The organism is Microbacterium sp. PRC9, assembly GCF_031844125.1.
Taxonomy (GTDB): Bacteria; Actinomycetota; Actinomycetes; order Actinomycetales; family Microbacteriaceae; genus Microbacterium.
Genome location: NZ_JAUZUR010000004.1, coordinates 439,225 through 465,964, shown reverse-complemented (window position 1 = coordinate 465,964; position 26,740 = coordinate 439,225). Strand labels below are relative to the sequence as shown.

Here is a 26,740-nt window from a genome sequence, read left to right as displayed (position 1 = left end):
CAGAAGAGGGCGTCCCTTTCGGGACGCCCTCTTCTGTGTTTTCTGTTGCGGGGACAGGATTTGAACCTGCGACCTCTGGGTTATGAGCCCAGCGAGCTACCGAGCTGCTCCACCCCGCGGCACAAGGAATAGCCTAGCACGGGGTTTGGGGTGGTCGTGACACGGGGTGGTCTGCTTGCCCCGATCGCGGGCAGCGGGCGAGGATGAACCCATGCCCACCGAGCGCGACACCGACCCTCGACAAGAGCGCGCCGACGGCCGCGCCGAGACGCCGGAGGAGCGCGCCGACCGCAACTGGAGCGAGGTCCTGCAGGAGGTGCGCGTCCTGCAGACGGGCACGCAGATCCTGACCGGCTTCCTGCTCGCGCTGGCGTTCCAGCCGGCCTTCGGCGACCTCACCGACTCCCAGAAGTCGTTCTATCTGGGGCTCGTCGTGCTGTCGGCCCTCAGCTCGATCGTCGCCCTCGCACCGGTGGCGTTGCATCGCGCGCTGTTCCAGCAGCGCGCCAAAGCCGAAGTCGTGCGGTACGGACACCTCGCCCTCGTCACTGCGCTCGGAACCGTCGCCGTGCTCCTTGTCGGTGTCGTGGCCTTCGTGTTCGATGTCGTGCTGGGCGGGTCGGCGTTCTGGTGGGCCCTCATCCCGCTCGGGCTGCTGGTCTGCGCGATGTGGCTGGTCCTGCCCGCGATCCTCCGGGCGCGACGCCGGACGAACGGAGCGTGACGATGACCGAGACCCTCCCCATCGGGGTGGCGCAGTTCGCGCCGACGGCCGACGCCGCGGTGAACCTCGAGTCCATCGCGCAGCTCGTGGCCACGGCATCCGATCGCGGAGCGCGGGTCGTCGTGCTCCCCGAGTACTCGAGCTACTTCGTCGACCCGTTCGACGAGTCGCTCGCCGCGAACGCCCAGGAGCTGGACGGCCCGTTCGTGCAGGCGCTCACGCGACTCGCCGCGCAGTACGACCTGACGATCGTCGCCGGACTGCTCGAGCGCGCCGGCGACGGCGAGCGTGTGCGCAACACCGCGGTCGCGGTCGATGCGACGGGCCTGATCGCGCACTACCGGAAGCTGCACCTGTACGACGCGTTCGGCCAGCGGGAGTCGGACTGGGTCGAAGCCGGCGAGCCCGCTGAACCGCAGACGTTCGAGCTCGGGGGACTCCGGTTCGGTCTCATGACCTGCTACGACCTCCGCTTCCCCGAGGTCGGGCGACTGCTCGTGGACGCCGGGGCCGATGTGTTCCTCGTGCCGGCGGAATGGGTGCGCGGTCCGCTCAAGGAGCACCACTGGCGCACCCTGCTGCACGCCCGCGCGATCGAGAACACGGTGTTCGTCGCCGCCGCGGACCATCCGCCGCCCCTGGGCGTGGGCCACTCGCTCGTCGTCGACCCGCAGGGCGTGGAGCTCGCCGCCGTCGGCACGTCGACCGACGTCGCGGTCGCCCACCTCGACGTCGGAGCGATCGAGCGCGTGCGCCGTGTCAACCCTGCGCTGACGCTCCGGCGATTCGGTGTCGGGCCGCGCTGACGCCGAGGCTCATCCGAGGCGGGCGAGGCGGGATGCCGCGTCCTCCAGCACTTCGACGCGCTTGCAGGCGGCGAAGCGCACGAGCGTGGCGTACTGCTCACGCCGGTCCGGCGTCGCGAACGCGGTGAGGGGGATGGCCACGACCCCGGCGCGCCCGGGGAGGGCGCGGCAGAAGGCCGCAGCATCCGTCGCTGCGAACGGCGCGGCGTCCGCGACGGTGAAGTACGAGCCGGCGGGCGTCGACACATCGAACCCGGCGGCGCGCAGCCCCGCGCCGAGCAGGTCGCGCTTCGCACGCAGCGTGCCGGCGATGCTCTGGAAGAACGCGTCGTCCAAGCGGAGTCCGGTGGCCATCGCGGGCTGGAACGGGCTGCCGTTGACGTACGTGAGGAACTGCTTGACCGCGAGCACCGCGTCGACGAGTGGGGCGGGGCCCGAGATCCAGCCGATCTTCCAGCCGGTCGTCGAGAACGTCTTGCCGCCCGACGAGATCGTCAGCGTGCGCTCCCCGGCGCCGGGGAGCGTGGCGATCGGCACGTGCGGCTCGTCGAAGACGAGGTGCTCGTACACCTCGTCGGTCACGATGACGGCGTCGTGGCGCTCGGCGAGGCGCACGACCTCGTCGCGCACCTCGGCGCCGAAGACAGCCCCGGTGGGATTGTGCGGATCGTTCACGAGGATGACGCGGGTGCGATCGCTCACGGCGGCGCGCAGCTCGTCGAGGTCGGGCTGGAAGTCGGGCCACCTCAGCGACACCGTCACGAGCCGCGCGCCGGCGAGGGCGACGACCGCCGCGTACGAGTCGTAGTAGGGCTCGAACACCACGACCTCGTCGTCGGGACCGTCGATGAGGGCGAGAAGCGCCGCGGCGAGCGCCTCGGTCGCGCCCGCCGTCACGAGCACCTCGCGGGCGGGATCCAGGCGCAGTCCATAGAACCGCTCCTGGTGCTCGGCCACGGCCGAGAGGAGATCCGGGATGCCGCGACCCGGCGGGTACTGGTTGGCGCCGTTCGCGATCGCCGAGCGGGCTGCCTCGAGCACCTCGGCCGGGCCGTCCTCGTCGGGGAAGCCCTGCCCGAGATTGATCGCGCCCGTACGCGCCGCAAGGGCCGACATCTCGGCGAAGATGGTGGGGTGGATCGACCCGTCGGAACCGACGAGTCCGGCGCCCGCGGCTGTGCGGCGCCATGCTCCGGGGATCTGTCGCATCGCTTCACCGTAATACCGGGCGGGCTCATCCCTGTTGCATAGCCGAGTCCCATTCGCGACATAAGAAACGCACAGCATCGGTGGGCACAGTGGTGAGTGCTTGGCAGAAGGAGCAACCATGAGCGACATCCAGGGCGATCGCCCGGAAGACCAGACCCCCGCCGTCCCCTCGCAGTCGGCCGCGGAGGCCGCCGCGCAGACGCCCGCCCAGCCCGAGACCCCGGCCCCCGCCGCGGCCGCGCCGGAAGCCGTCGAGCCCGCGCAGCCCGCCGCGCCGGCCCAGCCCGCGCCGCCCGTGACCCCGGCCGAGTCCGCCGCCGCGCTGCCCCCGGTCCCGCCGAGCGCACCCGCCGCGCAGCCTGCGGCCCAGGTGCAGGCGACCGCGCCGACCCAGCCCGTGCCGCCCGCCGGCTACCCGGCAGCGGCGCACGCGTACGCCCGTCCGCAGGGTTACGCCGGTCAGCCCGCGCCCTACCCCCACTCCTACGCGGGCCAGCCGGCGCCCGGTGCCCCCGGTGCCGCGTTCGGCGTCACCGCCGCGGACGCCCAGCCGACGGTGCCGATCGCGGGCACGACCGGCGCGGTGCCGACGGCGACCAAGGCGCCCAGGAAGTCGTCCGGAGCCGGCAAGGTCGTCGGCCTGATCGTCGCGGCCGCCATCGTCGGCGGCGCCGCGGGCCTCGGCGGTGCGTACGCCGGCGTCACCTGGTTCGCCCCGGTGAGCGCCTCGCCCGCCGCGGGACCGTCGACGGTCACGGTCAACGACACCGACTCGGTCAACCAGACCACCGCGATCGCCGCGAAGGTCGTGCCGAGCGTCGTCACGATCGAGGCGACCGGCTCGTCGGCGGCCGGCACCGGTTCGGGCGTCGTGCTCACGAAGGACGGGTACGTCGTCACCAACACGCACGTCGTGACGCTCGACGGCGCGACCGGTGACGCGACCGTCCGCGTGACCACGTCCGATGGCCGCGTCTACGACGCCGAGGTCGTCGGCACCGACCCGACGTACGACCTGGCCGTCATCAAGCTGAAAGGCGCCGAGGACCTCACCCCGATCGAGATCGCAGACTCGAGCAAGCTCAATGTCGGCGACACGACCGTCGCGGTCGGCGCGCCGCTGGGACTTGCGAACTCGGTGACCGAAGGCATCGTGAGCGCGCTCAACCGCTCGATCTCGATCGCGTCGTCGGCGGCGCCCGACGCGGGCGGCGACAGCCAGGACGAGCAGGACCAGAACAGCCAGGAGGGCCCGTTCCGGTTCGACTTCGGCCAGGGCGACCAGCAGTCGACGGCCACCGAGAGCATCTCGATCTCCGTCATCCAGACCGACGCCGCCATCAACCCGGGCAACTCGGGCGGCGCGCTGGTCGACTCCGACGGCAAGCTGATCGGCATCAACGTGGCGATCGCGACCGCGGGCGGCTCGTCGTCCGACGGCTCGGGCTCGATCGGCGTCGGCTTCTCGATCCCGTCCGACATCGTCAAGCGCATCACCGGCGAGATCATCGACAACGGCGAGGCGACCCACGGTCTGCTCGGCGCGAACGTGAAGGCCGCGGCATCCGTCGAGGGTTCCACGATCACCGGCGCCTACATCGATGCCGTCACCGACGGCGGTGCGGCCGCCGCCGCGGGCCTGCAGCAGGGCGACATCGTCACCGCCTTCAACGGCGTGCCGGTCACCGACGCGACCGACCTCACGGCTCAGGTGCGTGCGGCCGCGGCCGGCAGCGACGCCGAAGTGACGTACGTCCGCGACGGCAAGACGCAGACCGTCCAGGTCACGCTGGGATCGCTCCAGCAGTAGTCCACACCCCCCCAGGGACGCCATCCGGCGAGCAGGTAGGCTCGCGGGATGGCGTCCTTCTCGTTCGGCGCGGGGAACGCCCGAAAGCTCGCGACGATCCCGCTCTACGCCGCCGGACGCCTCCTCACCCTCCTCGTGCCTCGCTCGCGCGACGAGTGGGTCATCGGCTGTGCGGTCGGCATCGGCGACGGTGCGCTGGCGCTCTGGGAGGTCGCGGCCGCCGACGGACGCTGCCCGGTGTGGCTGGTCGGGTCGGCCCAGGAGGCGGCGGATGCCGCGGCCCGCGGCATCCGCACGGTTCCGAAGCGCTCCCTGAACGGGCTGTGGCGCACCGCGCGCGCCCGGGTGGTCGTCGTCACGCACGGATTCGGCGACGTCAACCGCTACGCCGTGTCGGGCGCTTTCGTCGTGCAGCTGTGGCACGGCATCCCGCTCAAGCGGATCGGGGTCGATTCCCCCGAGACGCTGAGGGTGCCCGGCGTCGTCGCGGCCACCCCCGCCGCCGGAGCGGTGCGCGGGCTCCTGAGATCGATGTACCGCGGCGCCGCGCGCCGCATCCGCGTGATTCCGGCCGCCTCGCACCTCGTCCGCGGCCGTCTCGAATCCGCCTTCGCCCTGCCCGACGCGAGCGTGCCGGTGACCGGCGAGCCTCGCGTCGACGTGCTCTCGCGCGGCACCGCCGAGGATCGCCGAGTGCAGGCGCGCGCCGCGATCGGGCGCGCGGTTGCCCGCGTGGAGCCCTCGACCCGCTTCGTGCTCTATGCGCCCACCTGGCGAGACGGTGCGGTCGACCCCGCGGTGCCGACCACCGAGGAGTGGTCGCAGATCGTCGACGTGCTGGGGCGTCATGACGCGACGCTCCTCGTCCGCTCGCACCCGCTCGGCGCGGGCGACTACGCCCCGCCGTTCCCGACGGACCGCGTGCAGTCGCTCGGCAGCGACCTGGTCGCAGACGTGACCCCGCTGCTGCCCGGCCTCGACGCCCTCGTCACCGACTACTCGTCGCTCGCGTTCGACGCCTCGCTCGTGCCGCTGCCCACGCTGTTCCTCGCGCCCGACGTCGACGAGTACGCGCGCAGGCGCGGCTTCTACGGCACCTACGCCGACGTGGCGGGCGACGACTGGGCGATCGACTGGACTCAGGCGGCGACCCAGCTGGACGCGGTGCTCGGCGACGATGCCGAGCGCGCGCGCCGCGTCGAACGGGCGGTCGCGCTGGACGCGCGGGTGCACGCGTTCCGCGACGGGCGCAACGCCGAGAGGGTGTACCGTGCGATTCTGGCCGGAACGGCCCACGACGGCCCGAGGGAAGGAACCGGATGACCGACGCGCGCTTCACGACGGAGGGGAGCCCGGCTCTCGTGCTCTCGGGCGAGGGGGAACGGCCCGAATCCGTCGAGATCGTCGGCGCCCGCGCCCGCGTCACCGCGCGCCTCACCGGCCGCGGCAAGACGTGGACCGCGACGCTCCCGCTGCGCGCCGCGCGCTGGGGCGGCCCGGAACTGCCGCTGCCCGCGGGCTCGTACGAGGTGCGCATCACGGACCCCACGGCCCGCGGCATCCGTCCCCCCGAAGTCCTCCCGCTCACGCAGCTCGGAACACTCAGAGCGAGCCTCGAGGGGTGGACCCTGCGCGTCGGGCCCCCGATCGACCCCGCGTACGACTCCGGTGAGGGGCAGGACGCCCTCGAACGCCGCTATGCGACCCGACCCGCCACGGGGTTCGAGAACGCGGTGTTCTTCGAGAGCTTCTATGGCCGCAACGCCAGCTGCAACCCTCTCGCGATCGACCGAGAGGTCGCGCGCCGCGCGCCGGGCGTGACCCGCTACTGGAGCGTCGTCGACCTGTCGGTCGCCGTGCCGGCCGGCGCGATTCCCGTGGTCGAGGGCAGCCCCGAATGGTGGCGGGCCCGCGGCGCCGCGCGACTGCTCGTGGTCAACGACTGGCTGCGCCGCCGGTTCGCGCGACGCAAGGGGCAGGTGGTGCTGCAGACCTGGCACGGCACGCCCCTCAAGCGCCTGGCGCTGCACCGGCCCGGGTTCGACCCGCGCCGGACGGCGGCGGTCGTCCGCGAGTCGCGGCGGTGGAACATCCTGCTGGCGCAGAACCCCTATGCCGCGCGCATCCTCGGCAAGGCGTACGCATTCCTCACACGACCGATCTGGGTCGAGGGGTATCCGCGCAACGATGTGCTGACCACGGGCGACGGCACGGCGACGCGCGAGGCCCTCGGCATCCGTCCCGGCGAGCGCGTCCTGCTGTACGCGCCGACGTGGCGTGACGACCGCGACCAGATCGTGGACTTCATCGATCCGGTCTCGCTCGCCGCGGCCACCGATGCGGTCGTGCTCGTGCGCGGGCACTCGCGCACGCTGCTGCCCGGACGTGACGCGGAAGGCCCGCGCGTGATCGACGTCACCGGCTTCCCCGACACCTCGCTGCTGCTGCTCGTCGCCGACGCGCTCATCACCGACTACTCGTCCGTGATGTTCGACTACTCGGTGACCGGGAAGCCCATGTACTTCCTCGTGCCCGACATGGAGCACTACCGAGGGGAACTGCGCGGGTTCTACTTCGACCTGGCCGCGCACGCGCCGGGCCCGATGGTGCGCACGCAGGATGAACTGGTGGCCGCGCTCGCCGCGGACGAGACCGCGAAGTACGCGTCGCGGTACGCGCGGTGGCGCGACAAGTTCAATGCCCGCGACGACGGCCGCGCCGCCGAGCGGGTCGTGGCACGCATCCTCGACCAGGGCTTCATCGACGCCTGACGGCCGCCCGCCCGCCGGGTGTCACGGCAGCGGCGTGTTGCGGCTTCCGAGGCGGGACGTGTCGACGGTGTCGTGTGCACCGCCGATCACTCCGAGGAGGAAGCCCCAGCCCCATGCGAGATGCATGGACGGCAGCACCGCCGCCGTCCACAGCTTGTCGCGCCAGCCGTGCCCGCCACCCCGGCCGAGAGCGACGACGGCGATGAGGACGGCGTACGCGAGCACGGGGAGGTAGGCGACGCAAGCCGCAACCGACCACCAACCCTGCAGCAGACCCGTGAGCTGGAGCACGCCGACGATGATCCCCAGCAGGATCGTCAGCACGAGCGCCGGCGGGGCGAAGAACCGCAGCGAGTTGCCGCGCCCGAAGCGGCGGACGAGCTCCCCTCGCCACCGGCCCGTCGCCGAGAACTGGCGCACCAGGCGCGCCCAGCTCTCGCGCGGCCAATACGTCACGGCCAGTGCGGGATCGAACCAGACGCGGTAGCCGGCACGACGGATGCGCAGATTCAGCTCCCAGTCCTCGCCGCGCCGGATGCTCTCGTCGAACAGTCCGACCTCCTCGAGCACGCTGCGGCGCATGACGCCGAGGTAGGCGGACTCCGCCTCGCCCTCCTGCGTGCCGCCGTGGTACGCGCCGCCGCCGAGGCCGATGGGGGAGTTGTAGGCGCGCGCGACGGCACGCTGGAACGGCGTGCGGCCGTCGGCGCGCATCACGCCGCCGACGTTCGCGGCGCGCACGCGGTCGAGGGTCGCCAGCGCGCGTCGCGCGTACGTCGGATCCAGCTCGGAGTGTGCGTCCACGCGCACCACGGTGGGGTGCCGCGCGGCGCGGATCGCCAGGTTGAGGCCGATCGGGATGTCTGCGCCCGGGTTCTCGACGAGCACGATGCGATCATCGCCGGCGGCGAGTTTCGCCGCCAGCGCGTTGGTGCCGTCCGTCGAGGGGCCGAGAGCCAGGACCAGCTCGGTCGGGCCGGGAACGTCCTGCGCGAGCACCGTCTCGACGGCACGGCCGAGGTAGTCGCGCTCGTTGAGCACCGGCATCACGAAGCTCACGCCGGAGCCGGGGGGAGGGACCGGAGCGTCCCTGCGCCCGTGTTGCTCGACATGCACGCGTCGATCATGTCATGAGAGCCCTGGGTAGGCTGGAAGCGTGGGTCTGGTCTCGGATGGCAAGAAGGCGGTCGCTCTCGTCCGCAAGGCGGTGCGCAATCGTTCGGCCGTGATCGACGTGAGGCGCACCCTCGCGGCCCGGCCGCCGCACCCGCCCTTCCAGTACCGGGTGGCCGTCTACTTCGCCGACGGCGCGGTCAACATGTACCAGATGCGGCAGTGGTACAAGCCGCTCGCAGACCTCGCGAAGACCTGGCCCGTCGTGGTGCTGAGCCGCGCTGCCACCGGCGCCGAAGCGCTGCTGGCCGACGGGGCGCTTCCGGTGGCGTTCGTTCCGACGGTGCGCGATCTCGAGCGCTTCATCGCCAAGCAGGACATCCGCGTCGTGCTGTACGTCAACCAGAACACGCGCAACTTCCAGATGTTCCGCTACGGCCGTCGCTGGCACGTGTTCATCAACCACGGCGAGTCCGACAAGATGTACATGACCACGAACCAGTACAAGGCGTACGACTACGCGATGATCGCGGGCGACGCCGCGCGGGAGCGACTCTCGCGGGTGCTGTGGGATTACGACATCGCGCGCCGCACGATCGAGATCGGGCGCCCGCAGGCCGACCATTACTCGGGCACTCTGCCCTACACCCCCGACGCGCGCACGGTGGTGCTCTACGCGCCCACGTGGGAGGGGGACCGCCCGTCGGCCCACTACGGCTCGATAGCCACGCACGGTGAGGCGCTCGTGACCGCGCTCCTCGCCACGGGTCGCCATCGCGTGATCTACCGGCCCCACCCGCGCTCGGGTGTCGTGAATCACGAGTACGGGGCGGCGAACAAGCGCATCATCGCGGCCCTGAACGCGGCGAATGCCTCGGATCCCTCGGGCCAGCACGTCTTCGACGACGGGCCGGAGCTCGGCTGGCAGCTGTCCGCCGCGGACGTCGCGATCGTCGACATCTCGGCGATGGTCTACGACCGGCTCGCGGCCGACAAGCCGCTCATGATCACGCGGCCGGCCGACCCCGCCGCCGCGATCGATACGCACGGGTACCTGTCGGCCTGCGAGTGGCTCGACGCGACAGCCGCCCCTGACATCGTCGCCCAGACCGAGCGCGTCCTCTCGGACCCCGAGGCCGTCGCCCGCCTGGAGGAGTGGGTCACCCATTACTTCGGCGACACCGCACCGGGCTCGGCGACGGCGAGATTCCACGGGGCCGTGCAGCGCCTCATGGATGATTGGGACTCCTGGTACGCACGGTCGGTCGCCGACGCCGAGGACGACGAGCCCGAGGACGAGGCGGAACTCGACGACGAGGGCTGAGCCCGCGACGCTCGGCCGACGGCGTCAGGCCACCGGGGCAGGACGCTCGACCAGCCGCGCGATCGCGCGCAGCGGGATCGCGACCCACGTCGGCCGGTTGCGGGCCTCGTAGATCGCCTCGTACACCGCCTTGTCGAGCTCGAGCGCGGCGAGGAGCGGATGCCGGGGGTCGAGCCCTCCCGCCGACGCGGCGTATCCGTCCACGAACGCCCGGCGTGCGTCCCGCGCCCACGCGCGCACCGCGTCGGCGGAGCGATCCGGGTCGTCCAGGCGCAGCGAACCCGCGACGTAGTCGAACGAGCGGAGCATCCCCGCGACGTCGCGCAGTGCGAGATCGGGTTGCGTGCGCTCGGCCATCGGGCGCAGCGGCTCGCCCTCGAAGTCGACCATGATCCAGCCGCGCTCGGGGGAGTGCAGCACCTGCCCGAGGTGGAAATCGCCGTGGATGCGCTGCAGCGGCGGCCACGGCACCTCGAGCGCGCGCCGGTACACCGTTGCGGCGGCATCCCGCTGTCCGGCGATCTCGGGGACCTCCGCGATGGCGATCGCGAACCTTCGCTCCCACGTGGCCGCCGTCGCCGCGCGGTCGGCGTCCGTCGCCGTGCGGGTCGGGAAGCACTCCGCCAGGGCGACATGCACCTCGGCCGTCGCGGTGCCGAGCGCGCGTGCCGCGTCGCGGAAGTCGTCACCCTTGGCTGCTGCCTGCAGCGCGACGCGCCATGCGTCTTCGACGCCCGGCAGGAACTCCTGCGCGGAGGCGAGGGACCCGTGCACGGTGCCGTGCGCGGTGGCCAGGTCCGGCCACGTGCCTTCGATCGAGCCGACCGGACGCGGCACATGGGGCGATCCCGCCCCGGCCAGCGCTTCCTGCAGCTCGATGTCGGGGTTGAGGCCCGCGTGCAGCTGCCGGTAGACCTTGCAGATCACCGGGGCGCCGTCGCCTTCGAAGATGAGCGACGTGTTCGACTGCTCTCCGCTGATCACCCGCGAGGTCGCCCGAGACGGAGCTCCGCCTGAGCCTGCAACCCGCCCGATCGCCGTGGTCTGCGGTCCGTGTGCGGTGCCCCCGACCGTGATGAGGCGCAGCAGAGCCTGGGCGTACGCGGGGTCGAACGGGCCGTCGATGAAGGTCGTTCCCGGCACCGGACTGCCGATGACGTGGTCGGGGTCGGCGTCGACGTCCTCCGTCGCGCGCTCGACGACCGGGATCTGGTACAGCACGGCCGGCAGAGCGCCCTCGTCCGCGACGAGGAATGTGCGGATGCGTGTGCCGGTGTCGGCGTCTTCCGCGCCGCCGGACTCCGCGCTCAGATCCCACCACGCGAGCAGGCGCAGGCTGGGCGGGCGCCCCTTGGCGGCGTACCACCGCTGCCGTGGCATCCACGCCGCAAGGCACGCCAACGTGCTGTCCATACCTGTGAGCGTATGCCCGTGGTCGTGCGTGTGTCGAGGACACGCTGCAAGCGCTTGCAGAGCGGGCGGGGTTCGCGCGCTACTCGTCCTCGCCCGATTCCTGGTGCTCGGCGATCTCGATGACAGGCGCCACCGGGATGACGATGGATTCGACGGCGCCGCCGCCGACGGCGATGTCGCCGAGGCCGAGGCCGCCGAGATCGACGGATGCGGCTTCGGTCAATCGTTCGGCCTGCGTCTCGGAGCGGGCGGGCTCTGACGGCAGACCCGCCCATTCGACGGGCTCTTCGGGAAGCTTGCTGAACAGACCCATACCGCCATTGTCACCCCGCCGGCGGGGAGGAGGCTCCGTCCTCGGTCGGAACGGGCGCTTCGATCGCTTCCGGCGCGCGCCGGATCACGCGGGCCGTGATGCGGCGGGCACCGGACGCGCCGCGCGTGACGCCGTCGACGACCGCCTCGCCGGCGCGACGGATGCCGCGTCCGGCGAGCCGCTCGATACGGTCGGCGCCGGGGCGCGGTTCGAGTTCGGGAGGCAGCGCGTGCGGGGGCACCCCGAACGCCCGCCGGGAGCCGGTGAGCACCCGCCGCCCGAGGATGTTGTTGCCGGCGCCGCCGATGGCCGCGCCGATGCCGAACGGCAGCGCCTTGCCGATCCACGAGGCGCCGCCCCGCGCCGCGAACTGACGGATGAACGTCGTCTTGAGCCGGTCGACGAGCGGCCCGACGGCCGCGCGCGGGAGCGACTTCGTGATCAGCTCGCCCCAGTAGCCCGAACGGGAGGGACCGCGCCCGGCGGCCTGGCCGGCGAGCTGCGCGACGAGGTCGACACCCTCCTTGCCGAGCATGAGCGTCAGCACCAGGGCCCGCGCCCGATCAGGATCCGACACCGGGATGCCGTGCACCTCGGCGACCGACTGTGCGAACAGCGTGGTCGCCTCGAGGAACGCGACCGTCTCCACGCCGCTGAGCGCCAGCGTCACGCCGGTGCCGATCCCGGGAACGACCGCGGTCGCGCCGACCGCGGCGCCGCCGGTGGTCACCGCAGCGAGATATCGCCGCTCGAGGATGCGGACGATGTCAGCGGGAGAGGAGTCCGGATGGCGGAGACGGATGCTGCGAAGGTGCGCGAGGACGACCGGCCGCTGGATCGCGAGCACCCGGTCGAGCGCACGGATCGTGAAGGGGTGCTCGTCGGATCCTGCGGGCGGCAGCCCTCCCTGCCACGGCGCGTCGCCGGGCAGGGAGTGGATCTGGTGAACCTTGTCGGTCATCGCGCCGAGTCTATGCGGCCGAGTCTGATCGCAGGCTCGGGCTTGACAGCCGCGGAGCGACCCGTCAGACGAAGAGGTTGGCGCGCTCGAGATCCTCGGCGAAGTCCACCTCGACGGCGTACAGGTCCGAGATGTCGAGCGGCTCCAGCAGCACGCCGTCCTCGGCGATCGCGAGCTCCAGGCCACGCTCGAAGTAGTCCTGGTCGTCGACGCGCGTGAGGTGGCGCATGAACGCCTTCTTGTCACGGCTCGAGATGTAGTTGATGCCGACGGCCTCGCCGATGCCGCCCTTGACGGTCTTCGACAGCTCGTTGATGAAGCCCTCCGGCGTCACCGTGTACTTGACCTCTTCGTCACTGACCTTGGAGGTGTTGACCGTGACGAACGACTGGTCGCGCTCGATCAGCTCGATGGCGCGGCCGAGCACGCGCGGGTCGAAGACCACGTCGCCGTTCATCCAGAGGACGCCGCCCTTGCCCGTCTTGGCGAGGGCGCGCAGCAGGCTCTTGGACGTGTTGGTCTGGTCGTAACGGTCGTTGTAGACGTAGTCGACGTCGGGGAACGCCTCGACGATGGTCTCGGCGCGGTAGCCCACGACGGTGGTGATCTTGGCTTCGCGGCCGAAAGCGGCACGGATGTTGTCGTGCTGCTGCTGCATGATGCTGCGGCCGTCGCCGAGCTCCGTGAGGGGCTTGGGCAGGCTGCGGCCGAGTCGCGAGCCCATTCCGGCTGCGAGGATGACGGTCTGAAGGGTCAAAATCTGCTCCTGAAGTGCGTGATTCACTGCCGGTTCACCGGCGCGACACCCCTTCGTGCCTCGACCATGGTAGCGATGAGGCCTGGGAAGGCGCATAATAGGCGGCTCCCGTTGCCGATTTGTGACATAACGCGAATGCCGCGACGCGGCGAGACGAACTCCGTCGCGATCAGGCCCGCTTGATACGTTGGTTCAGTGACAGCCTCCCTCCCGGTGCCGAATGACATCGATCCGGAAGAGCCGGACCGTCACTCCAGCGCGCGCGTCGTACGCCTCGCAGACACGGTCTCACCGGCTCCCGACAAGCCCCGCCGCCCGCCGCGCAAGCCGCGCACCGACGCGGGTTCGCAACCCCCCGCCGCTCCGCGCAAGAAGCGCACGCCGGCTGCGTCCGCGCCGAAGCCGGCCCCCGCTCCGGATCCGGGGCCGCCGCCGCCCCTTCCGAGCGATCTCGAGCTCGCGGCCAGCGCTGCCGCAGGCATCGTCGTGCCGCCGCGCCCGCCGCTTCCCGACGTCGGCGAGGGTTCGCCCGCCGAGACCGCGCAGGCGGCGTCGGTCGAGGAGGCGACACCCGTCGACGACGGAACGGCAGCGGACGACGCCGCGATCGAGGCGGGGCCGCAGGCCGAGCGGGAGCCCGCGCTCCCGGCGCAGCCGCAGGCTGAGCCGGCGGCCGCGGTCGAGCCCGAAACCCCGGACGCGCCCGAAACTCCGGACGCGCCCGAACCGGCCGCCGAGTCCGAGGCCGACGTCGAACACACGACTCTTGCCGAAAACGCGGCGGTGGTCGATGCTGAGCCCGTGGTCGAGTCCGCGCCCGTGGCCGAGCCCGCGGGGGTCGTGGAGCCCACGCCCGCGGTCGAGCCCTCCGTTGCGCCCGCCGAGCCGGACGCGGCCGCGCTGGAGAACGCTCCCGCGCCCGCTGAACTCCAGCCGGTGCCTCTGCCCACCCCGGAGCCGATGACGACCCTCGACCCCGAGGCCCTGGCCGCGGCCGTCTCGCTGGACGAGGCCGCAACGGCGGCCGCGGCATCCGCCAATGCCCTCGTGCTGCGCAGCGTCACCAAGCGATTCGGCAGCACCGTCGCCGTCGACGGCATCGACCTCACGATCCCCGCGGGCACCTTCTACGGTCTCGTCGGCCCCAACGGTGCCGGCAAGACGACCACGCTCTCGATGATCGCGGGCCTGCTCGAACCCGATCGCGGCACGATCCATGTCGGAGGAGTGGATGCGGCGGCCAAGCCGCTCGCGGCCAAGCGGATGATGGGGGTCCTCCCTGATCGGCTGCGCACCTTCGACCGGCTGACGGGCCGTCAGCTCCTGTACTACTACGGGGTGCTGCGCAAGCTCCCGCCCGCCGTCGTCGAGAGCCGGACCGCTGACCTCGCACGCGCCTTCGACCTCGAGGACGCGCTGGGCCGGAGCGTCTCGGACTACTCGGCGGGCATGCTCAAGAAAGTCATGCTCGCGGGCGCGCTGATCCACTCGCCGCGTCTGCTCGTGCTGGACGAGCCGTTCGAAGCGGTCGATCCGGTTTCGAGCGCGATCATCCTCGACATCCTCTCCACCTACGTCGCGCACGGCGGCACGGTGATCCTCTCGAGCCACGGCATGGACCTCGTCGAGCGCGTCTGCACGCGCGTCGCGGTCATCGTGGCCGGTCAGGTGCTCGCGGAGGGCACCGTCGACGAGGTGCGCGGCGAGCTGACGCTCGAGCAGCGCTTCGTGGAACTGGCCGGAGGGCTCAGCGATGTGGAGGGCCTCGAGTGGCTGCACACATTCTCCGACTGAGGCTCGCGCTGCTGTTCGGCACGTTCCGCGGTGACGGCGGGCATGTGACGCGGGTGGTCACCGGGCTGGTGATCCTCGTCGCCGCGACGGCGTCCGCCTGCTGGGCGCTGCTGACGCTGGGGGATGCCTCCACCGAGGAGGTTCTCGCGGTCACCGTGCTCGGGGGCTCCGCAGTGACCCTCGGCTTCGCGCTCGCTCCGTTGTTCGGCGCCGTGGAGGACCCTCTGGATCCCCGGCGATTCGCCCTGTTCGGCCTTCCACGCGGAAGCCTCGCCCTCGTGCTGGCGGTCGCGGGCTTGCTCAGCGTGCCCATCCTGGTCCTGCTCGCGGTCGCGGTGTGCTCCGCCATCGTGTGGGCCGATCACGGTGTGCCGGTGATCGTCGGAGTCGTGAGCGTGCTGCTCGGAGTGCTCACGTGCGTCCTGCTGGCGCGCGTGTGCATGGCGCTGGCCTCGCTCTTCCTCCGCGACCGGCGCTCGCGCGAGCTCTCGGGCGTCTTCGTGCTCGTCGTACTCGTCGTCGTGGTTCCGATGGGCGTCTTCCTCGCCTCGCTCGAGTGGCAGGGGAGTGTGCCGCCGCAGCTGCTCGAGGCCGTGGACTGGCTGGCACTCACCCCGCTCGGGGCCGCGTGGGCCCTGCCCGGCATGGTCATCACCGGCGGCGACGCGTGGCTGTCCGCGCTCATCGCGGTGGGCACCATCGTCCTGCTGGCGATGCTCTGGGTATGGGCGGTCAATCGGCTGCTGACCACGACCGAGCGCCCCGGGACCGGGCGCGAGCGAGGTGGGCTCGGATGGTTCGGCGTCGCCCCGGGCACTCCCGGCGGTGCGATCGCGGCGCGCAGCCTCGTCTACTGGTTCGGCGACCGACGCTACGTCGTCAACGGCCTCGTGATCCCGTTCGCAGCCGCGATCACGGTGGTGCCGCTGCTCATCGCCGGCGTCCCGCCCGAGCTGGTCGCCCTCGTGCCCGTGCCTTTCGCGGCGCTCTTCCTCGGCTGGCTGCCGCACGACGACATCGCCTACGACTCCACTGCGGTGTGGATGCACATCGCCAGCGGCGTGCGGGGCGTCTCCGACCGCCTCGGCCGGCTCGTGCCGGTGCTGCTCGTCGGGGTCCCTCTGCTCGCCGTCGCGATCCCGGTGGCGACGCTGGTGCACGGACGCTGGGCGGTGCTCCCGGCTCTCACCGGCGTGTGCGCCGCGCTGTTCCTTTCAGGCCTGGGGCTCTCGAGCATCTCTTCGGTGGTCGCGCCCTACGCGGTGTCGCGGCCGGGCGAGAGCCCGTTCCAGCAGCCGCAGCGCACCGGCGCGAACGGCGCGATCGCGCAGGGGAGCGTCATGGCCGGTGCGCTCGTCCTGTCGGCACCTGTCCTGTGGTGCGGCTGGCTGGCCCTGCAGGGGGACACGGAGGCCGCGAACACGGCGCTGTGGGGAGGCCTGGCGATCGGGTTCGGCGTGCTCGTCGTCGGCATCGGCATCGGAGCCATCGTCTTCGAGCGTCGTGGTGGGCGGCTCATGGAGTTCGCGGAGTCCACCTGACTCGTGCGGACGCGCCCCAGCCGGGTCCGCCCCGACTACACTGGCAGACCATGAGCACCCCGCTGGACAGCCCCGACCAGGGCGGAATCGCGACCCTCGATCGCGAGCTCGAAGAGCTCCTCAAGGAAGAGAACATCGAGCCGGGTGACCACGAGCGCTTCTCGCACTACGTGAAGAAGGACAAGATCCTCGAGTCCGCCATCACGGGCAAGCCGGTGCGCGCGCTGTGCGGCAAGAAGTGGACGCCGGGCCGCGACCCCGAGAAGTTCCCCGTGTGCCCCACCTGCAAAGAGATCTACGAGTCGCTGCAGAGCTGATCACTCGGCGTCGGCGTACACCGTCGGGATCGCCGGGTCGGAGCGGCTGAGCGCGAGCCCGCGCACCGGAAGCTCTTCGCGCACGCGAGCGTGATGCGCTCGAGCGGCTTCGACGCCGTCGGATCCCTCGTACTCGTCATCCGGTTCGCCGTCGACGACGAGCGGCACCTGCAGCGCGCGGGATCCGGGATGGGCGGCGGCGGTGTCGAGTGCTTCGAAGCCGTCGGACACGACGATGAGCTCGCTCGTCGCCGTACCCGCGTCGAGCGTGCGGAACGCCGCCTTGCGGCCGCCCTTCGACGCCTTGTCTGTCGAAGCCTTCGCCACGCCGACCCACCCGCCGTCGGAGTCCTGCCGTGCGACGAGCTTGTAGACCATGCCGGCGGTCGGCGTGCCCGACCCGGTGACCACTGACGTGCCGACGCCGTAGGAGTCGACGGGGGATGCCGCGAGCGCGGCGATCGCGTACTCGTCCAGGTCGCTCGTCACGGTGATGCGCGTGCCGGTGGCGCCGAGTTCGTCGAGCTGGGCGCGCACCTCGGCGGCCACGGTGGGCAGGTCGCCGGAGTCGATCCGGACCCCGCCGAGCCCCGTCCCCGCGACCCGGATGGCCGTCTCGACGCCCTGGCGGATGTCGTAGGTGTCGATGAGCAGCGTGGTGCCGACGCCGAGGGCCTCGATCTGCGCGCGGAACGCGTCCTCCTCGGTGTCGTGCAGCAGAGTCCAGGCGTGGGCGGCCGTGCCCATGGTCGGGATGCCCCACCGGCGACCGGCCTCGAGATTGGAGGTGGCGCTGAACCCCGTGATGTAGGCCGCACGCGCTGCGGCGACCGCCGACGACTCTCCGGCCCGTCGCGAACCCATCTCGGCCAGTGGACGGTCTCCGGCGGCGATGCTCATGCGGGCGGCGGCGGTCGCGATCGCCGAATCGTGGTTGAGCACGCTGAGCGCGAGGGTCTCGAGCACGACGGCCTCGGCGAACGTTCCTTCGATCGTGAGGATGGGGGAGCCCGGGAAGTACAGCTCGCCCTCGCGATACCCCGTCACCGAGCCGGTGAACCGGTAGCCCTCCAGGAAATCGAGGGTCGAGGCATCCACCACCTTCTCGTCGCGCAGGAAGCGCAGCTCCTGGTCTGCGAAGCGGAACTCGCGGATGAGCGACAGCAGCCGCCCCGTGCCCGCGACGACGCCGAAGCGCCTGCCTCCGGAAAGCCGCCGGCCGAACAGCTCGAACACGCATCGTCGGTGAGCGGTGCCGTCGCGCAGCGCCGCGTCGACCATCGTGAGCTCGTAGCGGTCCGTCAGCAGGGCGGTCGAGGCGGCCATGCGGGTCAGCCTAGCTTTTCATGACGCGGGGGTTCCCCCCGAGGGCTCGCTCTGCTCGCCGCGGCTTCGCCGTGCCCCGCGGCGACCCGCTGGCGTAGGGTGGACTCTCGTGAACGACGCGCCGATCGGAATCTTCGACTCCGGAGTCGGCGGGCTCACCGTCGCGCGGGCCGTCTCGGCGCTGCTGCCGCAGGAGTCGATCCTGTACATCGGCGACACCGCGCGTTCGCCGTACGGCCCGAAGCCGATCGCCGACGTGCGGCGCTACGCGCTCGAGGTGCTCGACGATCTCGTCGCCCAGGGCGTGAAGATGCTCGTGATCGCATGCAACACGGCGTCCTCGGCGATGCTGCGCGACGCGCGCGAGCGGTACGACGTGCCGGTGGTGGAGGTCATCAACCCCGCGGTGCGCACGGCGATGTCGACCACGCGCAACGGGCGTGTCGGCGTCATCGGCACGGCCGGCACCATCAGCTCCGGCGCTTACCAGGACATGCTCGGTGTCAATGAGCGTCTCACCGTCTTCGCGCAGGCCTGCCCGCGGTTCGTCGAGTTCGTCGAAGCCGGCGTCACCGGTTCGCCGGAGGTGCTCGCCGTCGCCGAGGAGTACCTCGCGCCGCTGCGCGCAGCCGAGGTCGACACGCTCGTACTGGGCTGCACGCACTATCCGTTCCTCGAGGGCGCGATCAGCTACGTCATGGGCCCGGACGTGAGCCTGGTGTCGAGCGACTCCGAGACCGCGAAGGACGTCTACCGTCAGCTGGTCTCCCGCGACCTGCTCGCGGGGCCGGATGCCGAGCCCCGCCACGTCTACGAAGCCACCGGTGCGTCGGCCGATGAGTTCCTGCGCCTCGCGCACCGCCTGATGGGCCGCGAGGTCACCGACGTGCGCCTGGTCCAGACCGGCGCCATCGACCTTCCGCGTGCCTCGAACCCTGCCCGCCGTCTCGGCTGAGGCATCCGTCCCTCCAGAGGAGAACTGCATGACCGACATCACCCGTGCCGACGGCCGTACCGTCGACCAGCTGCGTCCGATCACCATCGAACGGGGCTGGTCGAGCCAGGCCGAGGGGTCCGCCCTGATCTCGTTCGGGAACACCAAGGTGCTGTGCACCGCGTCGTTCACGAACGGCGTGCCGCGCTGGCTGACGGGCAAGGGCAAGGGCTGGATCACCGCCGAGTACGCGATGCTGCCGCGCGCGACCAACGAGCGCAACGACCGCGAGAGCGTCAAGGGCAAGATCGGCGGCCGAACGCACGAGATCTCGCGCCTCATCGGCCGGGCGCTGCGCGCCGTCGTCGACACCAAGGCGCTCGGTGAGAACACCATCGTCATCGACTGCGACGTGCTGCAGGCCGACGGCGGCACACGCACGGCCGCCATCACCGGCGCCTACGTCGCGCTCGCCGACGCGATCGAGTGGGGCCGCGGCAAGAAGTTCATCGGCCAGAAGGCGCAGGTGCTGTTCGACTCCGTCGCGGCGGTGTCGGTCGGCATCATCGACGGCGAGCCCATGCTCGACCTCGCGTATGTCGAGGATGTGCGCGCCGAGACCGACATGAACGTCGTGGTCACCGGCCGCGGCCTGTTCGTCGAGGTGCAGGGCACCGCAGAGGGCGCACCGTTCGACAAGCGCGAGCTCGACGCCCTGCTCGAGCTCGGCGTCAACGGCTGCGCGGACCTCCGGACACATCAGCTCGCGGCCCTGCAGCCCGCGGAAGGGGAGTGACGGATGCCGCGACAGATCGTCCTCGCGACCCACAACCCGCACAAGGTCGAGGAGTTCCAGGCGATCGTCGCGGCGACGCGCCCTGACCTCGAGGTCGTGGGATACGACGGGCCCGAGCCTGTCGAGGACGGCGTGACCTTCGCAGAGAACGCCCTCATCAAGGCGCGCGCGGCCGCCGACCACACCGGACTGCCGGCACTGGCCGACGATTCGGGCGTGTGCGTGGACGTGCTCGGCGGATCGCCCGGGGTGTTCTCGGCCTACTGGGCCGGGCATGCCAAGGATGCCTCGGCCAACCTGAACCTGCTGCTCGACCAGCTCTCCGACATCGGCGACCCGCACCGCACCGCGCAGTTCGTCTCCACGATCGCCCTCGTCGTGCCGGTGGCCGAGGGGGACGCCGACGAGCACGTGGTCGAGGGGATCTGGCCCGGACGCCTTGCGACCGCGCCGTCAGGCGCCGGCGGCTTCGGCTACGACCCGATCTTCGTGCCCGACGGGCAGGCGACCGGCGCCGAGCGGACGGTCGGAGAGTGGACAGCCGACGAGAAGAACGCGGCATCCCATCGCTCGCGCGCGTTCGTCGCGCTGGCCGCGCTGCTCGCCGAGCTCTGACGCGAGGGGCGATCGGTCACTCCTTCGACACCGTCCTTCACGGGCGCGGCGGTATCAGGTGGAGGGCATCGAGGGGGACAACCCCTGCATGCCTCGCCATCGCCGCCCAGGAGAGGCATGCTGTTGTGCACGCAGCCTTGTCCGGAGCGGCCGATGTTCTTCCTTCGCTGGATCCCCACCTTCCTCGCCTTTCCGCTGGGGGAGTCGATTGCCTCAGCGGTCCTGGGGACGCATCGCAGCGCGCTGACGGCGCTGGCGGCGGGCTCGATCGTCGGCGGCGTCGTCGGAGCCGCGCAGTGTCTCGCGCTGGGCCGCCTCGTGGACTGGCGCTGGGCGGTCTGGACGCTCGGCGCGACGGGTGTGGGTTGCGCGCTCAGCCTTGTCTGGTTCGGCCCCGCGGTCACGCCGGCCGCGGCCGCGGCGACGGCACTCGTCACGGGCGGCGTGGTCGGGGTCGCCCAGGGGTCGTTGCTGCGACGCCGGTGGCGTATCGCGCTCGCGTGGGCGGCGACGGTGAGCCTGTCCTGGGGCGTTGCCGGGCTGCTGGGGACCGTGGGCGGAGCCCGTACCGTCCTCGGCTCGAACGGCGCTCTGGGGGCGACGGTCGTCATGGGCGTCGTGCTGTGGTTCGTCCTGCGGCCCCGCCTGGTCCGCCGGCCGGCGCCTCCTGCGGAGTCGGGCCGGACCATGGACCTCGCCGCGAGCATCATCGCGGCGAGGCCGGGGGCACACGCGGGCACCGGTAGCGGTCATCGCGCTGCGACTGAGAATCACACTCATTCCCGACTGGGCGCGACTGCCGGTTCCGGGCGGTCCCGGGCTTAGCCTGGGCACATGCACGACCACGCGCCGACCGGGATCCGAGGGGCGGGCAACCGCCGCCTGCTCGCGATCTCGCTCGCGATCACCTCCACCGTCATGGTGGTGCAGATCGTGGGCGCGGTGCTGTCGGGCTCGCTCGCGCTCCTCGCCGATGCCGCGCATATGTTCACGGATGCCGCCGCACTGGTGATCGCCCTCATCGCGAGCACCGTCGCGGGCCGGCCGGCGAACGACCGCCGCACCTTCGGGTATCAGCGCGCCGAGGTGTTCGGGGCCCTGATCAACGGCGTCATCCTGATCGTGCTGGCGGGATGGGTCGCGTTCGAAGGCATCTCACGCCTGCTCCACCCGGGCGAGACCGAGGTCGCCGGTGGCCTCATGCTCGTCGTCGCGGTCGTCGGCCTCGTGGCCAACGGTGTGGCGATGTGGCTGCTGAGCTCCGCCCAGCGACACAGCATCAACGTGCGCGGCGCGTATCTCGAGGTCCTCGGCGATCTCATCGGCTCGGCGGCCGTGATCGTCGCGGCGATCGTGATCGTCACGACCGACTGGTATCAGGCCGACGCGATCGCCTCGCTGTTCATCGCCGCCATGATCATCCCGCGGGCTGTCGGCCTGCTGCGCGAGGTCGTGTCGGTGCTCGCCGAGTCGGCGCCCGAGGGCACGCACGTGCACGAGATCCGCGAGCACATCCTCGCCACACCCGGGGTCGTCGACGTGCACGACGTGCACGTGTGGCAGCTGACGCGTGGGGCACCCGTGTTCACGGCGCATGTCGTCGTCCAGACCGCGGCACTCACCGACGGTCGGGCCGCCGGCATCCTCAGCACCCTGCAGTCGTGCCTGTCCGACCACTTCGACGTCGAGCACTCGACCTTCCAGCTCGAGCCCGCCGGGCACGTCGAGCACGAAGCCCACGCGTGACGCGGCGCGTCAGTCCTCGCGCCGCACCTCGGCGGGCGACTTGTCGGGACGCAGTCCGCGCCACCTGGGGTGACGGAGGATGCCTCCCGGGGTGAACTCGCCGTACTCCACTTCGGCGACGAGGTCGGGCCGCACCCAGAGCGCGTCCCGCGCGTCGAGCGGCGGCACCCCGACGAGCGGGTTCTGGTCGGTGCGCAGCGGCGTCAGCTTCTTGAGCAGCATCGACAGTGTCGAGTCGCTGAATCCGCTGCCGACGCGGCCGGCGTACCGCAGGCCGTCGGCGCCGGGGATGCCGAGCAGCAGCGACCCGAAGGTGCCGCTGCGCCCGCCTTTGCCGGGTCGGATGCCCGCGATCACGACCTCCTGGGTTCTGGTGTTCTTGACCTTCAACCACGACTCCGAGCGGCCGCCGCGGAGATATCGCGACGCCGGGTCCTTCACGACGATGCCCTCGAGGCGCAGCTGCTCGCTGGTGTCGAGCGCCGCGTCGACATCGTCGAAAACGGGCGGCACGGTGATCGATTCGACGGATGCTGCGGCCACCGCCTCGAGCACGTCACGGCGTTCGCGCAGGGCCAGCCCGGCGAGGTCGTCTCCGTCGTGCGAGAGCGCGTCGAACAGGTAGTACCGCACGGGCGTGCGCCGCGCCACGCGAGCGATGTCGCCGGCGTGCTCGAAGTTCATGCGGGTCTGCAGGAGCGGAAAGCTGGGCCGGCCGTCGGGTTCGAGGGCGACGAGCTCGCCGTCCACCACGCACGGCTCCGCGCCGAGGCCGGCGTCGACCGCCGTCAGCTCGGGGTAGCGGTGCGTGACCTCGTTGCCGCTGCGCGCGAACAGGCGCAGGCGCTGTCCGTCCCACGCGCCGACCGCGCGGATGCCGTCCCACTTCATCTCGACCCAGGCCTCGGCGCTGTGCTCGCGGTCGGTCCAGGTGCGCGCGGCCAGACGCGCCTGGGCGGGAGTCGCACTCGTCGCGAGCATGGGCCGCAGCTCTGTGGCGGCCGGTGCAGATGCTCCTGGAACCCCGCTGAACTTCCGGTTCACACGGGTCCCCACGTCGGCCGCGCCGGCCCCAGCGCCGGGGCCGCTGTGTGAACCGGAGCTCACAGAGGGTCTTCGACCGGTGGCAGCACCCCGCCCGCCCGGTGCGTCGCGAACCGCGTCGGCCTGGGGACTGGGCTCGACGACCGCGCCGTCCGGCTGTGTTCGGCCCGCAGCATCCGTCTTCATGCGGTGCAGCAGCCAGCTGGACTTCTCGCCGTCGCCGGCGGTGCGGATCAGCGCCAGCCGGACGCGCCCGAGCGGGCCGCCGGGGCGGCCCTCCAGGGTCGCGATGACCTCGTCGTCGCGCCACTTCTCGAGCTCGTAGCGCCCGTCGTCCCAGATGGTCACGGTGCCGCCCCCGTACTCGCCCGCGGGGATCGTGCCCTCGAACGTGGCGTACTCCATGGGGTGGTCCTCGGTCATGATCGCGAGGTTGTTGCGCGTGTACGAGTGCGGGACGCCGCGCGGAACGGCCCAGCTCACCAGGACGCCGTCGTGTTCGAGGCGGAAGTCCCAGTGCAGCGCGGTCGCGTGGTGCTCCTGGATGACGAATCTCGGAAGTTCGCCGTGCGGCGACGCGCCGAGGGGGTTCGCCGGCACCGGCTCCGGGGTGCGGTCGGCGCTCCGCTTGGAGATGTATGCCGACAGCGGTCCGGACTCGGCGTCACGGCCACCGGCGTGGAAGCCGAGCGCAGCCATCGGGTCGCCGATGGTCTCGGCCCGTTCGAGCACTTCGGTGTACTCGAGGTGGCGCAGCCCAGGATCGTCGAGCTCCTCCCAGGTGCGCGGCGCGGCGACCGTAGGATGCGGCCGGCCGCGCAGCGAGTAAGGCGCGATGGTCGTCTTGGACCCGTTGTTCTGGCTCCAGTCGATGAGCACCTTGCCGTGCCGCTCGGTCTTCTTCATGCTGCTGACCACGAGGTCCTTGTGGTCGGCCTCGATCGCGCGGGCGAGCTCGTTCGCGAGCGCGGAGGCCTGCTCGGTCGACTGCCCCGGGGGCAGCGCCGTGTACAGGTGGATCCCCTTGCTGCCGCTCGTGACGGGGTAGGGCTCGAGCCCCATGTCGAGCAGGATCTCGCGGGCCCAGCCCGCTACCACCGCGCACTCCGCAAGACCGGCGCCGGGCCCGGGATCGAGGTCGAGCACGAGCCGGTCGGCCGGACCGCGTCCTCCGCCGGCGTCGAAGCGCCCGCCTGCTCGTTCCTCAGGCGCGAAGCGCCACTGGGGCACGTGCAGCTCGAGGCTCGCCACCTGGGCCAGGTAGACCAGCGTCGGCACGTCGCCCACCAGCGGATACTCCTTGGTACCCGTGGAGTGGGCGATCGGCATCCGTCGCACCCACGACGGCGCGCCGCGCTCGAGGTCCTTCGCGAAGAAGACCATGCCGGGGTCGTCGTCGGTGCCGACACCGCCCGGCCACCGTTTGCGGGTGACGGGTCGTCCCACGACGTGGGGGATGAGGAGCTCGGCGATGCGCGAGTAGTAGTCGATGACCTCGCCCTTGGTGGTGCCGGTCTCGGGATAGAGCACCTTGTCGAGGTTCGTGATGCGCAGGCGGCGGCCGCCGATGCGCACCAGCTGCTCGTCGCCCGCCATGGGCTCAGAGTATCGGCGCGGCGTGACGCAAGGGGTGGCCGCGTGTCGGCGCCCTGGTGTTCACTGGTGGGGTGAGAGCGATCTGGAAGGGTGCACTGACGTTCGGACTCGTCAACGTGCCGGTGAAGGTGTACTCGGCGACCGAGGACCACGACGTCTCGCTGCACCAGGTGCACAACAAGGACGGCGGGCGCATCCGCTACCAGCGGATCTGCGAGATCGACGGTGAGGTCGTGCCGTACTCCGACATCGACAAGGCCTACGACGACGGTGAGAAGACCGTCGTCCTGACGAAGGAGGACCTCGAGTCGCTGCCGGCGGAGCGCAGCCGCGAGATCGACGTCGTCGAGTTCGTGCCGAGCGAGCAGATCGACCTCCTGACGCTCGACCGTGCGTACTACCTCGAGCCGGATTCGGCCTCTCCCAAGGCCTACGTGCTGCTGCGCAAGACGCTCGAGCAGACCGATCGTACGGCCATCGTCCGCTTCTCCCTTCGGCAGAAGACCCGGCTGGCGGCGCTTCGCGTGCGTGACGGCGTGCTGGTGCTGCAGACCCTGCTGTGGTCCGACGAAGTGCGAGAAGCCGCCTTCCCGTCGCTCGACGAGTCGGTGCGCATCTCGGCGAAGGAGCTCGAGCTGTCGGCGTCGCTGGTCGAGAGCTTCTCGAGCGACTTCGATCCTGAAGAGTTCAAGGACGAGTACCAGGAGGAGCTGCGCACCCTCATCGAGGCGAAGCTCGAGAAGGGCGACGCGCTCGACACCTCCGAGACCTTCGGCGAGCAGGAGGAAGAGGAGGCCGGCGGTGAGGTCATCGACCTGATGGCTGCGCTCCGCGCCAGCGTCGAGAAGTCCCGGGCAGCCCGCGAAGTCGGCGACGCGAAGGCGTCAGGCAACGAGGATGCCGGGGGTGATGGGAAGCCGGCGGCGAAGGCATCCGCCAAGAAGCCCGCCGCGAAGTCGTCGGCGAAGAAGCCGGCCGCCAAGAAGAAGGCCTCCTGACGGATCGAGCCGCGGCTCGCCGTCCGATCAGGCCTTGGGGGCGCCGCCCTCGTGGTGGTCGGGACCGCGGTCGAACACCTCGGCGTCGAGGACGAGCGCCTCGGCCTCGCTGTGGTCGGTGACGACATCCTCGCCCGCTGCCGCAGCCTTCTTCGCCTTGCTGCGCTCGCGGAAGTAGTGCCACAGCGTCACGAGCGCCGTGCCGCCGACCGCCGCGAGCAGGATCAGGTCGATGTAGTTCTCTACGAATGTGGCGACCGGCGGGATGAACCCGATGGCGTAGCCGAACATGGTCAGGCCGAAACCCCACAGCACCGCGCCGATGAAGTTGTAGAGCGTGTACTTCCACTTGTTCATGTGCCCGACGCCCGCCGCGACGGGGGCGAAGGTGCGCACGATCGGGACGAAGCGGGCCAGGATGATGGTCAGTCCGCCGAACCGCTCGAAGAACGCGTTCGTGCGCTCGACGTTCTTGACGCTGAACAGCCCGGACTCCTTCTTCTCGAAGACCGCCGGGCCGCCCTTGTGGCCGATGTAGTAGCCCACCTCTCCGCCGATGAATGCGGCGAGACCGATCAGCAGCGCCACCCACCACACGCTGATGCCGAACACGCCGTGCGGCGCATACGACTGCGGGTGCGACAGCAGGCCCGAGATCACGAGGAGCGTGTCTCCGGGGAGGAGGAACCCGATGAGCAGGCCCGTCTCGGCGAAGACGATGAAGCACACGGCGACGAGCGCCCAGGGGCCCGCCCATTCGATGATGGCGGCCGGATCCAGCCAGGGGATCAGGGCTGTGGGAACTGCGTGCACGATGGTCGTCCCGTCGTCA

General features: G+C 71.3%; 24 protein-coding genes and 1 tRNA gene. 15 read left to right on the top strand and 10 right to left on the bottom strand.

Features of this window, described 5'->3' with window-relative positions:
• Positions 1 to 45: 45 nt before the first annotated feature.
• Positions 46 to 119 (bottom strand) — tRNA-Met (locus Q9R33_RS11550).
• Positions 120 to 211: 92 nt separating this feature from the next.
• Between Q9R33_RS11550 and Q9R33_RS11545 the strand changes: the two genes are divergently transcribed.
• Complete coding sequence (locus Q9R33_RS11545; RefSeq protein ID WP_311293807.1) at positions 212 to 724, top strand: DUF6328 family protein; 513 nt, start codon at positions 212 to 214, stop codon at positions 722 to 724.
• Positions 725 to 726: 2 nt separating this feature from the next.
• The gene (locus Q9R33_RS11540; protein ID WP_310250845.1) at positions 727 to 1,530 is read left to right on the top strand and encodes a carbon-nitrogen hydrolase family protein; all 804 of its coding nucleotides are present in this window, start codon (positions 727 to 729) and stop codon (positions 1,528 to 1,530) included.
• A 9-nt stretch (positions 1,531 to 1,539) separates the two neighbouring features.
• Here Q9R33_RS11540 and Q9R33_RS11535 read toward each other — a convergent pair whose 3' ends face one another.
• Positions 1,540 to 2,739 (bottom strand): aminotransferase class I/II-fold pyridoxal phosphate-dependent enzyme, encoded by a 1,200-nt coding sequence (locus Q9R33_RS11535; RefSeq protein ID WP_311293806.1) that lies wholly within the window; start codon positions 2,737 to 2,739, stop codon positions 1,540 to 1,542.
• A gap of 118 nt (positions 2,740 to 2,857) precedes the next feature.
• On the opposite strand from Q9R33_RS11535, the gene Q9R33_RS11530 reads away from it, so the two are divergent.
• From Q9R33_RS11530 to Q9R33_RS11520, 3 genes are read left to right on the top strand one after another with little or no spacing between them, the layout of a single operon-like run.
• Positions 2,858 to 4,549 carry a trypsin-like peptidase domain-containing protein gene (locus tag Q9R33_RS11530; protein WP_311293805.1) on the top strand — a complete coding sequence of 564 codons (1,692 nt, stop codon included), beginning with the start codon at positions 2,858 to 2,860 and terminating at the stop codon, positions 4,547 to 4,549.
• A gap of 48 nt (positions 4,550 to 4,597) precedes the next feature.
• A complete protein-coding gene (locus tag Q9R33_RS11525; protein WP_311293804.1) occupies positions 4,598 to 5,872 on the top strand; it encodes a CDP-glycerol glycerophosphotransferase family protein in 1,275 nt (424 codons plus the stop codon).
• A complete protein-coding gene (locus Q9R33_RS11520) occupies positions 5,869 to 7,320 on the top strand; it encodes a CDP-glycerol glycerophosphotransferase family protein (RefSeq protein ID WP_310250835.1) in 1,452 nt (483 codons plus the stop codon). The genes Q9R33_RS11525 and Q9R33_RS11520 overlap by 4 nt, the downstream gene beginning before the upstream one ends.
• A gap of 21 nt (positions 7,321 to 7,341) precedes the next feature.
• Here the strand turns inward: Q9R33_RS11520 and Q9R33_RS11515 are convergent, their stop codons facing one another.
• Positions 7,342 to 8,367 (bottom strand): glycosyltransferase, encoded by a 1,026-nt coding sequence (locus Q9R33_RS11515; RefSeq protein ID WP_396654102.1) that lies wholly within the window; start codon positions 8,365 to 8,367, stop codon positions 7,342 to 7,344.
• A gap of 109 nt (positions 8,368 to 8,476) precedes the next feature.
• Here Q9R33_RS11515 and Q9R33_RS11510 point away from each other — a divergent pair, with 109 nt between their 5' ends.
• Positions 8,477 to 9,757 carry a CDP-glycerol glycerophosphotransferase family protein gene (locus Q9R33_RS11510; RefSeq protein ID WP_056367834.1) on the top strand — a complete coding sequence of 427 codons (1,281 nt, stop codon included), beginning with the start codon at positions 8,477 to 8,479 and terminating at the stop codon, positions 9,755 to 9,757.
• 24 nt (positions 9,758 to 9,781) lie between these two features.
• Here the strand turns inward: Q9R33_RS11510 and Q9R33_RS11505 are convergent, their stop codons facing one another.
• The 4 genes from Q9R33_RS11505 to Q9R33_RS11490 all read right to left on the bottom strand — a co-directional run bounded on the left by Q9R33_RS11505 (position 9,782) and on the right by Q9R33_RS11490 (position 13,201).
• Positions 9,782 to 11,170 carry a phosphotransferase gene (locus tag Q9R33_RS11505; protein WP_056367832.1) on the bottom strand — a complete coding sequence of 463 codons (1,389 nt, stop codon included), beginning with the start codon at positions 11,168 to 11,170 and terminating at the stop codon, positions 9,782 to 9,784.
• A gap of 79 nt (positions 11,171 to 11,249) precedes the next feature.
• Positions 11,250 to 11,483, bottom strand: a complete 234-nt coding sequence (locus Q9R33_RS11500; RefSeq protein WP_056367830.1) for a hypothetical protein — start codon at positions 11,481 to 11,483, stop codon at positions 11,250 to 11,252.
• Positions 11,484 to 11,493: 10 nt separating this feature from the next.
• Positions 11,494 to 12,444 (bottom strand): hypothetical protein, encoded by a 951-nt coding sequence (locus Q9R33_RS11495; protein ID WP_056367828.1) that lies wholly within the window; start codon positions 12,442 to 12,444, stop codon positions 11,494 to 11,496.
• A gap of 64 nt (positions 12,445 to 12,508) precedes the next feature.
• A complete protein-coding gene (locus Q9R33_RS11490; protein WP_056367826.1) occupies positions 12,509 to 13,201 on the bottom strand; it encodes an NTP transferase domain-containing protein in 693 nt (230 codons plus the stop codon).
• Between the two features lie 195 nt (positions 13,202 to 13,396).
• On the opposite strand from Q9R33_RS11490, the gene Q9R33_RS11485 reads away from it, so the two are divergent.
• The 3 genes from Q9R33_RS11485 to Q9R33_RS11475 are packed head-to-tail and all read left to right on the top strand — an operon-like array spanning position 13,397 to position 16,853.
• Complete coding sequence (locus Q9R33_RS11485; protein ID WP_310250823.1) at positions 13,397 to 14,995, top strand: ATP-binding cassette domain-containing protein; 1,599 nt, start codon at positions 13,397 to 13,399, stop codon at positions 14,993 to 14,995.
• On the top strand, positions 14,971 to 16,536 hold the full coding sequence (locus Q9R33_RS11480; protein WP_311293802.1) for a hypothetical protein: 1,566 nt from the start codon (positions 14,971 to 14,973) through the stop codon (positions 16,534 to 16,536). Before Q9R33_RS11485 ends, Q9R33_RS11480 begins: the two co-directional genes overlap by 25 nt.
• Before the next feature lie 50 nt (positions 16,537 to 16,586).
• Positions 16,587 to 16,853, top strand: a complete 267-nt coding sequence (locus tag Q9R33_RS11475) for a DUF3039 domain-containing protein (protein WP_056367819.1) — start codon at positions 16,587 to 16,589, stop codon at positions 16,851 to 16,853.
• Here Q9R33_RS11475 and Q9R33_RS11470 read toward each other — a convergent pair whose 3' ends face one another.
• The gene (locus tag Q9R33_RS11470) at positions 16,854 to 18,179 is read right to left on the bottom strand and encodes a nicotinate phosphoribosyltransferase (RefSeq protein WP_311293801.1); all 1,326 of its coding nucleotides are present in this window, start codon (positions 18,177 to 18,179) and stop codon (positions 16,854 to 16,856) included.
• Positions 18,180 to 18,288: 109 nt separating this feature from the next.
• Here Q9R33_RS11470 and murI point away from each other — a divergent pair, with 109 nt between their 5' ends.
• From murI to Q9R33_RS11445, 5 genes are all read left to right on the top strand, one after another.
• Positions 18,289 to 19,134: a glutamate racemase gene (gene murI, locus Q9R33_RS11465; protein WP_056367816.1), complete on the top strand. Its 846-nt coding sequence runs from the start codon at positions 18,289 to 18,291 to the stop codon at positions 19,132 to 19,134.
• Positions 19,135 to 19,162: 28 nt separating this feature from the next.
• Positions 19,163 to 19,909 carry a ribonuclease PH gene (rph, locus tag Q9R33_RS11460; RefSeq protein WP_056367814.1) on the top strand — a complete coding sequence of 249 codons (747 nt, stop codon included), beginning with the start codon at positions 19,163 to 19,165 and terminating at the stop codon, positions 19,907 to 19,909.
• Between the two features lie 3 nt (positions 19,910 to 19,912).
• On the top strand, positions 19,913 to 20,524 hold the full coding sequence (gene rdgB, locus Q9R33_RS11455) for an RdgB/HAM1 family non-canonical purine NTP pyrophosphatase (RefSeq protein ID WP_056367813.1): 612 nt from the start codon (positions 19,913 to 19,915) through the stop codon (positions 20,522 to 20,524).
• A gap of 117 nt (positions 20,525 to 20,641) precedes the next feature.
• Positions 20,642 to 21,349, top strand: coding sequence for a hypothetical protein (locus Q9R33_RS11450; RefSeq protein ID WP_311293800.1), 708 nt, complete (start codon positions 20,642 to 20,644; stop codon positions 21,347 to 21,349).
• Between the two features lie 9 nt (positions 21,350 to 21,358).
• Positions 21,359 to 22,270, top strand: coding sequence for a cation diffusion facilitator family transporter (locus Q9R33_RS11445; protein ID WP_311293799.1), 912 nt, complete (start codon positions 21,359 to 21,361; stop codon positions 22,268 to 22,270).
• A 9-nt stretch (positions 22,271 to 22,279) separates the two neighbouring features.
• Here Q9R33_RS11445 and Q9R33_RS11440 read toward each other — a convergent pair whose 3' ends face one another.
• Positions 22,280 to 24,910, bottom strand: a complete 2,631-nt coding sequence (locus Q9R33_RS11440) for an ATP-dependent DNA ligase (protein ID WP_311293798.1) — start codon at positions 24,908 to 24,910, stop codon at positions 22,280 to 22,282.
• A gap of 71 nt (positions 24,911 to 24,981) precedes the next feature.
• Between Q9R33_RS11440 and Q9R33_RS11435 the strand changes: the two genes are divergently transcribed.
• Entirely contained in the window at positions 24,982 to 25,908 is a 927-nt protein-coding gene (locus Q9R33_RS11435) for a Ku protein (protein ID WP_311293797.1), read from the top strand.
• 27 nt (positions 25,909 to 25,935) lie between these two features.
• Here Q9R33_RS11435 and Q9R33_RS11430 read toward each other — a convergent pair whose 3' ends face one another.
• A complete protein-coding gene (locus Q9R33_RS11430) occupies positions 25,936 to 26,721 on the bottom strand; it encodes a VTT domain-containing protein (RefSeq protein ID WP_311293796.1) in 786 nt (261 codons plus the stop codon).
• Positions 26,722 to 26,740: the final 19 nt, after the last annotated feature.

Bases quoted from the DNA above. Each gene is read 5' to 3' on its own strand.
- Q9R33_RS11545 (WP_311293807.1), top strand. From the start codon at position 212: ATGCCCACCGAGCGCGACACCGACCCTCGACAAGAGCGCGCCGACGGC.
- Q9R33_RS11540 (WP_310250845.1), top strand. From the start codon at position 727: ATGACCGAGACCCTCCCCATCGGGGTGGCGCAGTTCGCGCCGACGGCC.
- Q9R33_RS11535 (WP_311293806.1), bottom strand. From the start codon at position 2,739: ATGCGACAGATCCCCGGAGCATGGCGCCGCACAGCCGCGGGCGCCGGA.
- Q9R33_RS11530 (WP_311293805.1), top strand. From the start codon at position 2,858: ATGAGCGACATCCAGGGCGATCGCCCGGAAGACCAGACCCCCGCCGTC.
- Q9R33_RS11525 (WP_311293804.1), top strand. From the start codon at position 4,598: ATGGCGTCCTTCTCGTTCGGCGCGGGGAACGCCCGAAAGCTCGCGACG.
- Q9R33_RS11520 (WP_310250835.1), top strand. From the start codon at position 5,869: ATGACCGACGCGCGCTTCACGACGGAGGGGAGCCCGGCTCTCGTGCTC.
- Q9R33_RS11515 (WP_396654102.1), bottom strand. From the start codon at position 8,367: ATGCCGGTGCTCAACGAGCGCGACTACCTCGGCCGTGCCGTCGAGACG.
- Q9R33_RS11505 (WP_056367832.1), bottom strand. From the start codon at position 11,170: ATGGACAGCACGTTGGCGTGCCTTGCGGCGTGGATGCCACGGCAGCGG.
- Q9R33_RS11500 (WP_056367830.1), bottom strand. From the start codon at position 11,483: ATGGGTCTGTTCAGCAAGCTTCCCGAAGAGCCCGTCGAATGGGCGGGT.
- Q9R33_RS11495 (WP_056367828.1), bottom strand. From the start codon at position 12,444: ATGACCGACAAGGTTCACCAGATCCACTCCCTGCCCGGCGACGCGCCG.
- Q9R33_RS11475 (WP_056367819.1), top strand. From the start codon at position 16,587: ATGAGCACCCCGCTGGACAGCCCCGACCAGGGCGGAATCGCGACCCTC.
- Q9R33_RS11470 (WP_311293801.1), bottom strand. From the start codon at position 18,179: ATGGCCGCCTCGACCGCCCTGCTGACGGACCGCTACGAGCTCACGATG.
- rph (WP_056367814.1), top strand. From the start codon at position 19,163: ATGACCGACATCACCCGTGCCGACGGCCGTACCGTCGACCAGCTGCGT.
- rdgB (WP_056367813.1), top strand. From the start codon at position 19,913: ATGCCGCGACAGATCGTCCTCGCGACCCACAACCCGCACAAGGTCGAG.
- Q9R33_RS11450 (WP_311293800.1), top strand. From the start codon at position 20,642: ATGCTGTTGTGCACGCAGCCTTGTCCGGAGCGGCCGATGTTCTTCCTT.
- Q9R33_RS11445 (WP_311293799.1), top strand. From the start codon at position 21,359: ATGCACGACCACGCGCCGACCGGGATCCGAGGGGCGGGCAACCGCCGC.
- Q9R33_RS11440 (WP_311293798.1), bottom strand. From the start codon at position 24,910: ATGGCGGGCGACGAGCAGCTGGTGCGCATCGGCGGCCGCCGCCTGCGC.